This is a genomic window from Polaribacter pacificus (genome assembly GCF_038024035.1).
GTDB classification, from domain to species: Bacteria; Bacteroidota; Bacteroidia; order Flavobacteriales; family Flavobacteriaceae; genus Polaribacter; species Polaribacter pacificus.
Window position 1 is genome coordinate 1,349,362 of record NZ_CP150664.1, and the last position, 13,662, is coordinate 1,363,023.

Genomic DNA, 13,662 nt, shown 5'->3' on the forward strand with positions numbered 1-13,662 from the left:
ATCTCCAAAAAACAGTATTTTTGAAGTATCTTATTGTTTATACAAAGCTAATGAAAAAAGTTTCTTTCTACTTACTATTTCTCTACCTACTGACCGCGTGTAATTCGGTTAAAAGGGTTGCAGAAGATGAGCAGCTTTTAAGAGCAACCAAAATTTTTGTAGATAATAAGAAAAATAAGAACAGTGAGCTAAACGATTATGTCGTTCAAAAACCCAACTCGAGAACTTTAGGCCTTCCGATTTCTATTTATTTCTACAACCTCGGAAATCCCGAATATCCTCAAGGAGCCAAAAAATGGGGAGAAAACCACCCTAAAAAATATAATTTCATAAAAAAAGTATTTTCAGAAAAGCAAAGTATTGGGCTCGCAAAATCCTATATAAACTTTAACAATTGGTTTTTAAATAGCGGTGAAAAACCCATCATTATTGACGATGAAAAAACCAAAAGAACAGTAAAAACCCTTAGTGAATATTTTAAAACGAAAGGGTATCTTAAAAACACTGTTAGCTCAAAAAAAGACTCCATAGCACCTAAAAAAGGGATTGTATCTTATTACATAAACAAAGGAGAGCCATTAATATTAGATACCATCAGCACTCAAATTTTATCCCCTGTTTTAGACTCTATATATAAAGAAGCTTATGGCAAAGATGGTAAGTTAACCAGTCACTTAAAATCTGGTGAGCAATACAATAGTGAGAATTTTATAAAAGAGACTGAGCAAATTGTGAAATTATTCAGAAATGCTGGTGTTTATCACTTCACTGGGAATGTAGAAAACATGGTTTTTAATGTGCAATCCAAAAGACCTGACCACAAAACAAACATGGATTTGGTTATCTCAGGAACCTATCAATTTGAGAATAATGTGAACCAACCAATACAACGTCCATTTGTAATTAACAAAGTCACAAAAGTAAATGTGTACACTGACTATACCTATACTGAGAAAGATGAACCCTATTTAGACACTATCAGTTATAATGGTATTCGTTTTATAGCGCATAAAAAAGTAAAATACAATCCTAGATTCTTGTCTCAATCCATCTTTATAAAACCGTTTGAGAAATACACAGACACACTCACAAACCTTACAAGAAGTCATTTAAAATCATTAAAAAATTTCAAATCTGTTAGCATACAGTATTCTGAAATTGGAGATACAGATGATTTGGAAGCTAACATTTATTTAACTCCTATTGAAAAATTTAGCATTGGAGCTGACACTGAGCTTACACATTCTAACTTGAGAAAATTAGGGGTATCTGCAAAATTTTCTATAGTCAATAGAAATACATTTCGTGGCTCAGAACTTATGAAGTTTTCATTTTTAGGTTCTTTTTTCAATACCTCTACAGAACTTGAAAACTCCGCTGGTTTTTTCAACGCATGGGAAATTGGAGCAGATCTATCATTAGAGATCCCTCGATTTGTAGCTCCTTTTGGCCTAAACAAGCTAGTAAACAAAAAAATGTCTCCTAAAACTTTTTTTTCTGTTGGTACTGGAATTCAAAAAAATATCGGATTAGACAAACAAAATTTTACTGGCACAATCAATTACAATTGGAACTTTAATTCTAAAAAAAACATTAGTGTTGAGCTCTTCAATATCCAGTATATACGAAACCTAAACGTCAGTGAATATTTTAATATTTACACTTCTGAATTTAGCAAATTAAAACCTTTAGCAGCCACCTATTACAACGACCCTAATTACAATTTGCAGCAAGCTGATGCGGTAAACTTTATGAACTCGGCAAGTTCAGATTCTGCTTTTGAAAGCAGCAACCCAGAAGCCTATAAAGAAAGTGCTAATACGTTTAATCGATATAATATTATTACTTCAAACTTTTTTATTCCTACAATTGCCTATACGTTTACTTACAATAGTCAGACCAATTATAAAGACAATAATTTTTCTTTTTTTAAAATTAGAGTTGCAAACTCTGGAAACTTCTTTTCACTTCTAGCTAATGGTACAAACAGCGATGGTGCCAAAACCATTTCTGATACGCCGATTGCTCAATACTTTAAAACAGATATTGAATACAAACAATTCTGGGACGTAACTAGAAATTCGGTTTTAGGTTTTCGAAGTTTCTTAGGATTGATTATTCCTTATGAGAATTCTGACATTCCTTTTACAAAAAGTTATTTTGCTGGTGGATCAAATGACATCCGAGCTTGGAGAACTTATGACTTAGGTCCTGGTTCTTCTACCCCTGGTTTAGAATACAATGTCGGAAGTTTAAAGTTCTTAACAAGTATTGAGTATCGATTTGATTTGATTGGTAGTTTAAAAGGAGCACTATTTATTGATGCAGGAAACATTTGGGACATTACAAATTCAGAATTTGTAGATTCGAAAGCCGCTTTTAATAGTATTTCTTCTTTAAAGCAAATTGCTGTAGGGTCTGGTTTTGGTGCCAGATATGATTTTAGCTTTTTAGTACTTAGATTAGATGTGGGTTTAAAAACTCATGAGCCTTATTTAAATGGCAATAAATGGTTTCAAAACTTTAATTTTGGCAATGCCGTCTATAATATTGGTATAAACTATCCTTTTTAATTCAATATCGAATTTAGAATTTCATATCAAAACACAATTTACCTATTGAAAAATTGCTTACTTTTGAAGCCCAACAGGAACCTTATTTAAAAATTAAATGAACATGAGTTATACAATAAAACCTGGAGTAGCCACTGGAGAAACTGTACAAGAAATCTTTGCCTTTGCTAAAGAAAAAGGCTTTGCCTTACCAGCTGTAAATGTAGTAGGAACAAATAGCGTAAATGCTGTTTTAGAGACTGCCAAAGAAGTGAATTCACCAGTAATTATACAATTTTCAAATGGAGGAGCCCTTTTCACTGCTGGAAAAGGATTGACTAATGAAAATGAAAAAGCTGCTATTGCTGGAGCCATTTCTGGCGCTAAACACGTACATCAAATGGCAGAATTATATGGAATTCCTGTTATTTTACATACAGACCATGCTGCAAAAAAATTACTTCCATGGATCGATGGATTGTTAGATGCTGGAGAAAAATTTTACGCAGAAACAGGCAAACCATTATATAGCTCACATATGATAGATTTATCTGAAGAGCCTATTGAAGAGAACATTGAGATTTGCAAAAAATATTTGGCTCGTATGAGCAAAATAGGCATGACTTTAGAAATCGAGTTAGGAATTACAGGTGGTGAAGAAGATGGTGTTGACAATACTGACGTAGATGTATCTAAATTGTACACACAACCAGAAGAAGTTGCCTATGCCTATGAAGAATTGCTAAAAGTAAGTGATAAATTTACAATTGCTGCTGCTTTTGGTAATGTACATGGTGTATACAAACCTGGAAATGTTAAGTTAACTCCAAAGATTTTAAAAAATTCACAAGAATATATTTCTAAGAAATTTCAAGTACCACATAACACCATTAGTTTTGTGTTTCATGGAGGTTCTGGATCAAGCGTAGAAGAAATCAGAGAGGCAATTAGCTATGGAGTTATTAAAATGAATATTGATACTGACATGCAATTTGCTTTTACTGAAGGTGCTAGGGATTATATTATTAGCAAACAAGAATATTTAAAAACGCAAATTGGAAACCCAGAAGGTGCTGAATTACCAAACAAAAAATATTACGATCCAAGAAAATGGTTACGAGAAGGAGAGCTTACGTTTAAGACTCGTCTAAAAGTTGCTTTTGCAGACCTGAATAATATCAATACACTTGCTTAAGGAATTAAAAAATATTAAAACACAACCTACAAACAACAATACTATGGCTTGGTTTAAAAGAAAAGAAAAAGGTATTCATACCGCTACAGAAGATAAAAAAGACATCCCTAGGGGCTTGTGGTACAAGACTCCTAGTGGAAAAATTATTGACACAGAAGAACTAAAAAGAAACTTATACGTAAGCCCAGAAGATGGTTACCATGTTCGCATTGGGAGTAAAGAGTATTTTGAACTCTTTTTTGATGACAATGTTTTTACAGAACTAGACGCCAACCTTACCTCTTTAGATCCTTTAAAGTTTGAAGACACTAAAAAATATCCTGATAGATTAAAGGCTGCACAAGAAAAAACAAAATTAAAAGATGCTGTTAGAACAGCTGTAGGTAAATCTTTAGGAAAAGATTTGGTTATTGCCGCAATGGATTTTACATTTATTGGAGGTTCAATGGGTTCAGTGGTTGGTGAAAAAATAGCCAGAGCAATTAACTATTCTATAGAGCATAAAATTCCTTTTTTGATGATTTCAAAATCCGGAGGTGCTCGTATGATGGAAGCTTCTCTTTCTTTAATGCAGCTCGTAAAAACATCAGCTAAGCTAGCACAGTTGGCAGATGCTCAAATACCTTATATATCTTTGTGTACAGATCCTACAACAGGAGGAACAACTGCTTCTTATGCCATGCTTGGAGACATTAATATTGCTGAGCCAAATGCCTTAATTGGATTTGCTGGACCTAGAGTAGTAAAAGACACCACAGGAAAAGATTTACCAGAAGGTTTTCAACGTTCAGAATTCTTATTAGAACACGGTTTCTTAGATGCCATTTACGAGCGAAAAAACTTAAAAAAACAAGTGAATTTATATATTGATTTAATTCAAAATTTACCAGTTAGAGATTAACAAGAGCCTTCGGGCTCTTTTTTTTTAAAGTACTTCTATTTGAGCCCTTTATAAGTCTGTGAGCACTGAAAAAAAATGCTGCTACTTCATAAAAATAAAATAAAAATAGTTGTATATTTGCAGCTTCAATGAAAATCTCATTGAATACATAAAAATCATTTAAAACAATATTGGCATGTATTTAACAAAAGAAGTAAAAGAGGAAATCTTTTCAAAACACGGTAAATCAGTAACTGATACTGGTACGTCTGAAGGACAAATTGCTTTGTTTACATTTAGAATTAACCACCTAACTGAGCACTTAAAAAGAAATCGTAAAGATTACAACACAGAGCGTTCATTAGTAAAGTTGGTAGGTAAACGTAGAAGTTTATTAGACTATCTAAAAAACAAAGATATCAACAGATATCGTGAAATTATCAAAGAATTAGGAATTAGAAAATAAAACCTAACCATAAAAGAGGCTCTATAAACGTGCCTCTTTTTTTTTTAAAATAAATCACGTAGCTTGCCTACTACATTTCAAGAGGCAGATTTGACTCAACACCAAATCAAAAAAAATAAAAAAACGAGACTAACTAACAACTAGTTTTAAAATAAAAATATCAGTATCCTAACAACAATACTGATTTTCCATTGGAAAAAAACACAACAACACACAACACAGATCAATTAGTAAACATTAAGAATTAAAAAAGTATGATTCCAAAAGTATTTAACGAGATCATCGATCTTGGAGATGGAAGAACCATCAAATTAGAAACTGGTAAGTTGGCCAAACAAGCCCACGGTTCGGTTGTTGTGCAAATGGGTGACGCTATGTTATTATGTACAGTAGTGTCAAATTACAAACAAAGTGATGTTGATTTTTTACCGTTAACGGTAGATTATAGAGAAAAATTTGCTGCTGCTGGAAGATACCCTGGAGGTTTCTTTAAAAGAGAAGCAAGACCAAGTGATGGAGAAGTATTAACCATGCGTTTGGTTGATCGTGTATTACGTCCATTATTCCCAAAAGATTACCATGCAGAAACTCAGGTAATGATTCAATTAATGTCTCATGATGAAAATGTAATGCCTGATGCTTTGGCTGGACTAGCTGCATCTGCTGCAATACAGTTGAGTGACTTACCTTTTGAAACGCCTATTTCTGAAGCACGTGTTGCCAGAGTTAATGGAGAATTCGTAATCAATCCTAACAGAGCGCAATTAGCAGAGTCTGATATCGACATGATGATTGGTGCTTCTGCTGATTCAGTAATGATGGTAGAGGGTGAAATGGATGAGATTTCTGAAGAAGAAATGGCAGACGCAATTAAATTTGCCCATGAAGCTATTAAAGTACAGTGTGCTGCACAAGTTCGTTTAGCTGAAGCCTTTGGAAAAAAGGAAACTCGTACTTACGAATCAGAAAGAGAAGATGAAGCCTTAGCTGAAAAGATAGAAGGGATGGCATATGACAAAGTATATGCTATAGCAAAAGCAGGTTCTTCAAAAAAAGAACGTTCAGAAGCATTTGCAACTATAAAAGAAGAAATCAAGAGTAGTTTTTCTGAAGAAGAACTAGCTGACTTTGGAGGGTTGATCTCTAAATACTACAGCAAAGCAGAGAAAAAAGCAATTAGAGACCTTACCTTAAGCGAAGGATTGCGTTTAGACGGTCGTAAAACGACTGAGATTAGACCTATCTGGTGTGAGGTAGATTATTTACCATCAACACATGGTTCATCTATCTTTACTCGTGGAGAAACTCAAGCATTAGCAACAGTTACTTTAGGAACATCTAGAGAAGCAAATCAAATAGACATGCCTTCTTACGAAGGAGAAGAGACTTTCTATTTACATTATAACTTCCCTCCTTTTTGTACAGGCGAAGCAAGACCTTTAAGAGGTACTTCACGTAGAGAGGTAGGACACGGAAACTTAGCACAACGTGCTTTAAAAGGAATGATTCCTGATAATTGCCCATATACAGTAAGAGTAGTTTCGGAAGTATTAGAATCAAATGGTTCTTCTTCTATGGCTACTGTTTGTTCTGGAACTATGGCATTAATGGACGCTGGAGTTCAGTTAAAAAAGCCAGTTTCTGGTATTGCAATGGGATTAATTTCTGACGGTGATCGTTATGCTGTATTGTCTGATATTTTAGGTGATGAAGATCACTTAGGAGATATGGACTTTAAAGTAACAGGAACTGCTGATGGAATTACTGCTTGTCAAATGGATATTAAAGTAAAAGGACTTTCTTATGAAATCTTAGTTAATGCTTTAAAACAAGCACGTGAAGGACGTTTACATATATTGGAAAAAATTACTGATACAATTGCAACTCCTAATGCTGATGTAAAAGCACATGCTCCAAAAATGATTACTAGACGTATTCCTAACGATATGATCGGGGCCTTTATTGGACCAGGTGGAAAACATATTCAAGAATTACAAAAAGTAACAGGAACTACTATTGTAATTACTGAAGATGCTGTAACCGAAGAAGGAATTATCGAAATCTTAGGTACTAAACCAGAAGGTATCGACGCTGTAATTGCTCGTATTGAATCAATGTTATTCAAACCTGAGGTTGGAAGTGTATACGAAGTTAAAGTAATAAAAATGTTAGATTTTGGTGCTGTGGTTGAATATACTGAGGCTCCTGGAAACGAAGTTTTATTACACGTTAGTGAATTAGCTTGGGAACGCACAGAAAATGTTTCTGATGTAGTAAACATGGGTGATGTTTTTGATGTAAAATACTTTGGAGTAGACCCAAGAACTCGTAAAGAGAAAGTATCTAGAAAAGCTATTTTACCAAAACCTGAAGGCTATGTAGCTAGACCGCCTAGAGATGATAGTAGAAGTGGTGGTAGAGACCAAAGAGGTGGAAGTAGAGATAATCGCGGTAGAGATAACCGAAGAGATGATAGAAAACCAAGAGAAAATCGCGACTAGATTTTTCTTTTAAATATTTATAAAAATCGCCAAATTATTTTGGCGATTTTTTTTTGTTAAAAACGAGCACATCTAGCTTTGTTTTATTTTCTTTGTAGATCCGTATGAAAATTCAACGCATCACATATTTATCTCTTGGAAGCAACCAAGGAAATAGGCTTGAAAATCTCCAGAAAGCTATACTTTTGCTTTCAGAAAGAATTGGAGCCGTCTTAAAAATTGCAGATGTATATCAAACACCTGCTTTGGGTTTTGAGGGTGCTAATTTTTTAAATACCTGCGTTAAAATTTCTACTTATTTACCACCAGAAACTTTAATGTCAACTTTGTTAGACATTGAGTTAGAATTAGGAAGGATTAGAGCTAGTAACAACTATAGCAACAGAACCATCGATTTGGACATTTTGCTCTTTGACGATGAAGTAATTTTCTCAAAAGACTTGATTGTCCCTCATCCGAGAATGCTCGATAGAAGATTTGTTTTATACCCGCTTGCAGACATTGCTTCTACAGTAAAACACCCAATCAGCAAAACATTTATATCTAAGGCTCTTGAGCAGTGCAGTGATGCATCAGAAATTACAAAAATTTCAGAAACCTTAACGAGACCCATCCCGTTAACAGAAAAATACTCATACATCGCTATTGAAGGAAATATTGGTGCTGGTAAAACCACTCTGGCAAAAATGATCTCAGATGAGTTTAATGCAAAAATGGTCTTAGAGCGTTTTGCAGACAATCCTTTTTTGCCAAAATTCTACGAAGACAAAGAACGATATGCTTTTCCTTTAGAAATGAGTTTCTTAGCAGATCGCTACCAACAGCTTACAGATGATTTAGCACAATTTGATTTATTTAAAAGCTTAATTGTTTCGGATTATTACATTTTTAAGTCCTTAATTTTTGCTCAGGTGACTTTAGGAAAAGAAGAGTACAATTTATATAGAAGGATGTTTGATTTGATGTATAAAGAAATTACAAAACCAGATTTGTATGTCTATCTATACCAAAATACAGACCGATTAATAGAAAACATCCAAAAAAGAGGCAGAGACTATGAGCAAAGTATCTCAAAAGATTATTTAGATAAAATTCATCAAGGATACCAGCAATTCATTGGTACACAGCCTCAATTAAACAGTATAATTATAGATGTTTCTGAGCTGGATTTCGTTAAAAACAAAAAAGATTATAATTTCATTAAAAACAAAATAGAAAATTATTAAATTTTTCGTACTTTTGCTAAAGTAATTCCCCAGTTTAATTTACAGATTAAAATTAGTTTCATGAGGAGAATTATTTATTCCTTTTTCTTATTAAGTATACTCTCTTTAAGCACATTGTCTAGTCAAGACATAGCTAGAGACTCCGTAAATATTAAACAACTTAGCCTTAGCAATAACAATACATGGGCACTTGGTGCAGGTGGTCTTAACTTTATCATGCACGGTGACTTACGATCAATTGGAACCGGAAGCCTAGGGAATTTCTATAATTTTGGAGGTTATATTTATGCAGACAAGATGTTCAACCCACTTTTGGGGATGGAGATAAAAGCCAATTATTTTAAAATCTCTGGTGGTGCTCAATACTTTTCTAATGTTTATGACATCCTTTATATTGACAAAACAAAAATAACAGATAACTTATACTTTGAAGGAGCTGCTTATGGTTTAGAGTTAAATCTTATTATGAGTTTTTCTAACCTTTATAAAAAATATTCTCAAAACTGGAATATTTCAGGATACTTTGGAGCTGGTTTCCAACTCTATGATTCTGCATTGTTTGAAAAAGCTGCAGACGGAAGCATTAACAAATTGATTGATTTTGGAACCAACCCAACCAGAAACAATAAAAGCGCAGCAAGTTCTATTTATCTATCTGCTCAATTAGGTCTGAAAAGAAAAATAAGCAATAGAGTTGATGTGGAACTTAGAAGTGGTATTTATTTTAACAACGAAGATCATTTAGACGCAACTATTTCTAACAAACAAGATTGGGAAACATTTTTTTTAACCGGAATAGGCCTGGTTGTTAAATTAGGAAGAGAAAATGTCTTTTCTATTTGGGGAGAAGAATCTGTTAAAGCTGAACCTTTTAAAGTACAGGATGGTGATAAAGATGGGGTAATTGATGAATTAGATCTAGAACCAGATACTCCGCTTGGAGTTATGGTTTACGGAAACGGAAAAGCGATTGACACAGATGCTGATGGTCTTGCCGACTATAAAGACGATTGTCCATTTGTTAAGGGGCCAATTTCTAATCAAGGTTGTCCAATTAAAGTAGAAGAAGTAAAAGTAGTGAGCCCTGTAATTCATCAGCAAATTAATGTACTTGCTGCGAGTATTTACTTTGAAACAGATAGCGACCACTTAAAAGAAGTTTCTTACGCTACCCTAGATGAAATTATTAGCATCATGAAAAACGACGCTATTTCAAAATTTGTAATTGAAGGACATACTGATAATACAAACAGTAATACATACAATTTGTCCCTATCACAAAAAAGAGCCAACCAAGTAAAAGCCTATTTTATAAAATCTGGAATTGACAGTAACAGATTAAAAGCTATTGGTTATGGAGAGGAAAGACCAAAATACAGCAACGAAACACAAGGTAGTAGACAGCTAAATAGAAGAGTTGAGATCAAACCTATTTCTGAAAATGATTTTAATCAATTAAACGAAATTGAAATCGAGAAGCCTAAACAGATAGCGAAAACCATTAAACCTAGTAGTAGCTCTGACTTTTCAACAAGTATTCATGAAGTTAAAAAGGGGGAAAACTTATACAGAATATCCCTAGCAAATAAAATTAGCTTAGAGAGACTATTGACTGATAATAATCTAAAAGAGGATGCTGTTATATCTGTAGGACAAAAGATTAAGATCATAAAACAGCTGTATCACACTGTTAAAAAAGGAGACACACTTTATTCTATAGCATTGCGCTACCATATCTCTGTAAATGCGCTAAAATCAATTAATCAATTAACGAATAACTCAATTTTCTTAGGGCAAAAACTTAAGATTACGAAACAATAATTTTTTTCTCCCCAATACCTAAAAAACCTGTAATTTCTTACAGGTTTTTTTCTTTAATCAACTTTAAACAAAAAGAACTAATCAACAAATGTTCCTTTTATTTCTGTATTAAATTCGATTTCAACATGCATTGGCTTATTATCTGAATTGTGCTCTCTACATAGAAATGTTACATTCTCATTATTTTTAAGACTCGAAAGAATTTGAGAAATAACTTGATCATCATCAATAGAATAACTGGTATTAATATTTTTAGAATCAAAACTTTTAAGATTGATAAAATCTGTAACAGGAGTAGATCCTATAAATATTTGCACCTTAGCAAGACACATTGCATCACCTTGAAGTTCTTTAATTTTATAACTAAACTTGGTTACTTCTAATTCTTCTAAATAAGAAGTGTTATCACTAAATATAGGAGAATTAGTAAGCGTCATATCAGAAGAATCTTCTAATATCGTTACTGGTGCTTGAGACGTTCCAGTATGTTTTAAAACTAGCGTATTGGTTATCGTATCTTGAGAGTAAAAAACTACAGAATCTTCTTGTTCTGAACACGACATTAAAAAAAGTGCAATAAAATTGCAAACAAATAAAAATTTAACTGCTCTCATAATAGGGGGGTTTTGAGATTAATATGGCAGCAATGTACTAATTATAAATCGGAAAAAAATAATTTAGTAGTAAATTTAGGGATTTCCCCTATTTATTTAATTCTAGCTTTTCTGCGAAATAATCACAAAAATCACGCATGGTTGCACTCATTTTTTGATCATCGGTAGCGCGCTCAAAACTAGCAGCCATAGAAACTAAGGTCTGGTGATAAAATTGTTTCATCTCATCTACGGGCATATCTTTTGTCCATAAATCCATTCGCAATGTATCTTTCTCTATATGATCCCAAACAGAAATCATAATAGCTTTAGAGCTTTTTGAATCTACACCTCCATCTTCTGCTTTCCATGTAATAGCCTCTGGAATTTTATTCTCATCAAGACCAATTGTAAAGTTAATTTCTGAACTGTGTTTAATTGCCATATTTAGTGGGTTTGTATTTTGATTTTGTAAAAATTTCTGAAGGTGCTAATGCTACCAAATCATGCAAAGATACATCATTCTGCTGCATAAAAGAACTCACTATTCTCTCGCCTATCCAAACTGCTATCCTACCAGGAGACTCTGAATCTTCTACTCTATAAAACTGAGAAAAAGGCGCTGTCTCTAAAAACCGATGGCTTAGTGAGTTATCATAGCTTTGTAAAAGTTGCTGTTCATTAAAATAAGTCCAAACAAAAACTTCGTTTGTTTTTGCCCATTGGAGTTGTTTTTCTGTAAACCCAATTTTTAAAGTATCTGCTAAAGTTGGGAGAAACTGATTTATCAAAAACTGCTGCTTGCCTGCTTCAATCATTTTTTCGAGAAAAGGAAATGTCTTTTTACTACTAAATTTACCTTGTACAATAGATTTGACTACATCAACTATTATATAGTCAGCTTCAAATTTCTGTTTGATATAAGTTGGAAAATTAGCATATACAGAATTGCTGCTTCCTAAATATAGATCTAAAGAAATTAAAATAGTATTATCTGAATAGAGAACACGGTTAAAATAATCCAACTTATTAACCAATGTAATAACTTCTGGATCTTGAAAATCAGGGAAAGAACCCTGAATACTATCAAATAGTATGACTAGTTGACTACTTATTCCTGTAAAATCTGCGTATTTTTTTTGGGTCTCTACAAACAAATTTTGCTCAAAAGGATCCTTCATTTTAAATATCCACACACTATCTGAAACATTTTGACTAAAAAAAAGCGGATATTTTTGTTTTACAAGCTCTAAGTTTTCTGGTTTGGATGTATAAAAATCAACTTCAAACCTCTTTAATTCAATGTCAATTGACTCAGCTATATTTACAGACTTCTTATTTGGTGTATTTACACAAGAAGTAAGGAACAAGATTAGGTAAAAAATCAAAAAAAGGTTTCGCATTATCTTTGTATATTGTTTGCCAAATAAAGAACAACAAAAGTACTAAATTGTTTATAGATGAATGCAAAAAACGTAACAGAACACATTATAAACTGGTTAAAAGACTACGCAGAGAATGCAGGAGTAAAAGGGTTTGTTATTGGGGTTTCTGGAGGAATTGATTCTGCCCTTACCTCAACTCTATGTGCTGAGACAGGTTTAAAAACGCTTTGCGTAGAGATGCCCATCCATCAAGCTGAGAGCCAAGTAAATAGAGCTTCAGAGCACATTAACCAACTTAAGAGTAGATATCCAAACGTATCAAGTGTCCAAGTAGACCTAAGTAGTACTTTTGAAAACTTTAAAACAGTAACCCCACCTGTAGCCCCTTCTGCCTCTCTAGATTTAAGCTTGGCTAATACAAGAGCTAGATTGCGAATGACAACACTTTATTACCTTGCTGGTTTACATGGCCTACTTGTAGCTGGAACTGGAAACAAAATAGAAGACTTTGGTGTTGGATTTTATACTAAATACGGTGATGGAGGTGTTGATTTAAGTCCAATTGCAGACCTATTAAAATCTGAGGTATATAAATTGGCAGCCTTTGTTGATGTTCCTAAATCAATTCAGGGAGCAGCTCCTACAGACGGCCTCTTTGGAGACAGCAGAACTGATGAAGATCAAATTGGCGCTTCATATGATGAGTTAGAATGGGCAATGGAAATGAAAGACTCAGGAAAAGAAATAAAAGACTTTTCTGGCAGAGAATTAGAAGTTTTTAAGATATACACCCGATTAAACAGGAATAATCAACATAAGATGAATCCAATTCCAGTTTGTAAAATACCAAAAAACTTAAAGTAAGTTTGCTGCAATCATCGTCTTTTTAATCTGATGATAAGACTTTTTCTTGGCTCCTTTTAAGATTGAAAAAGGTAAAACAAATAACAACTGTATCAATTTTAATATTAAAATTGTTTTTTTCATTAGTATCTTTCTTTTTTAAGCGGATGTAAATATACAAAAAAAATAAAATACAAATT

Annotated in this window: 12 protein-coding genes; 8 read left to right on the plus strand and 4 right to left on the minus strand. The window is 33.2% G+C overall.

What is annotated here, in order from left to right; genetic code table 11:
• Positions 1-50 precede the first annotated feature (50 nt).
• The 7 genes from WHC90_RS06145 to WHC90_RS06175 all read left to right on the plus strand — a co-directional run bounded on the left by WHC90_RS06145 (position 51) and on the right by WHC90_RS06175 (position 10,641).
• Positions 51-2,573: a BamA/TamA family outer membrane protein gene (locus WHC90_RS06145; protein WP_188597602.1), complete on the plus strand. Its 2,523-nt coding sequence runs from the start codon at positions 51-53 to the stop codon at positions 2,571-2,573.
• A 103-nt stretch (positions 2,574-2,676) separates the two neighbouring features.
• Complete coding sequence (fbaA, locus tag WHC90_RS06150; RefSeq protein WP_188597603.1) at positions 2,677-3,747, plus strand: class II fructose-bisphosphate aldolase; 1,071 nt, start codon at positions 2,677-2,679, stop codon at positions 3,745-3,747.
• A gap of 43 nt (positions 3,748-3,790) precedes the next feature.
• Complete coding sequence (accD, locus tag WHC90_RS06155; RefSeq protein ID WP_188597604.1) at positions 3,791-4,648, plus strand: acetyl-CoA carboxylase, carboxyltransferase subunit beta; 858 nt, start codon at positions 3,791-3,793, stop codon at positions 4,646-4,648.
• A gap of 175 nt (positions 4,649-4,823) precedes the next feature.
• Positions 4,824-5,093, plus strand: coding sequence for a 30S ribosomal protein S15 (gene rpsO / locus WHC90_RS06160; RefSeq protein WP_188597605.1), 270 nt, complete (start codon positions 4,824-4,826; stop codon positions 5,091-5,093).
• Positions 5,094-5,347: 254 nt separating this feature from the next.
• Entirely contained in the window at positions 5,348-7,594 is a 2,247-nt protein-coding gene (locus WHC90_RS06165) for a polyribonucleotide nucleotidyltransferase (protein ID WP_188597606.1), read from the plus strand.
• A gap of 104 nt (positions 7,595-7,698) precedes the next feature.
• Positions 7,699-8,820, plus strand: coding sequence for a 2-amino-4-hydroxy-6-hydroxymethyldihydropteridine diphosphokinase (gene folK, locus WHC90_RS06170; RefSeq protein ID WP_188597607.1), 1,122 nt, complete (start codon positions 7,699-7,701; stop codon positions 8,818-8,820).
• A 60-nt stretch (positions 8,821-8,880) separates the two neighbouring features.
• On the plus strand, positions 8,881-10,641 hold the full coding sequence (locus tag WHC90_RS06175; RefSeq protein WP_188597608.1) for an OmpA family protein: 1,761 nt from the start codon (positions 8,881-8,883) through the stop codon (positions 10,639-10,641).
• Positions 10,642-10,718: 77 nt separating this feature from the next.
• Here the strand turns inward: WHC90_RS06175 and WHC90_RS06180 are convergent, their stop codons facing one another.
• The 3 genes from WHC90_RS06180 to WHC90_RS06190 form a co-directional block, all read right to left on the minus strand.
• A complete protein-coding gene (locus WHC90_RS06180) occupies positions 10,719-11,255 on the minus strand; it encodes a hypothetical protein (RefSeq protein WP_188597609.1) in 537 nt (178 codons plus the stop codon).
• Positions 11,256-11,343: 88 nt separating this feature from the next.
• The gene (gldC, locus tag WHC90_RS06185; RefSeq protein WP_188597610.1) at positions 11,344-11,679 is read right to left on the minus strand and encodes a gliding motility protein GldC; all 336 of its coding nucleotides are present in this window, start codon (positions 11,677-11,679) and stop codon (positions 11,344-11,346) included.
• A complete protein-coding gene (locus WHC90_RS06190; protein ID WP_188597611.1) occupies positions 11,669-12,637 on the minus strand; it encodes a gliding motility lipoprotein GldB in 969 nt (322 codons plus the stop codon). The genes gldC and WHC90_RS06190 overlap by 11 nt, the downstream gene beginning before the upstream one ends.
• 57 nt (positions 12,638-12,694) lie before the next feature.
• On the opposite strand from WHC90_RS06190, the gene nadE reads away from it, so the two are divergent.
• The gene (gene nadE, locus WHC90_RS06195; protein WP_188597612.1) at positions 12,695-13,483 is read left to right on the plus strand and encodes an NAD(+) synthase; all 789 of its coding nucleotides are present in this window, start codon (positions 12,695-12,697) and stop codon (positions 13,481-13,483) included.
• Here the strand turns inward: nadE and WHC90_RS06200 are convergent.
• The gene (locus WHC90_RS06200) at positions 13,475-13,606 is read right to left on the minus strand and encodes a hypothetical protein (protein WP_262890144.1); all 132 of its coding nucleotides are present in this window, start codon (positions 13,604-13,606) and stop codon (positions 13,475-13,477) included. The genes nadE and WHC90_RS06200 overlap by 9 nt on opposite strands.
• Positions 13,607-13,662: the final 56 nt, after the last annotated feature.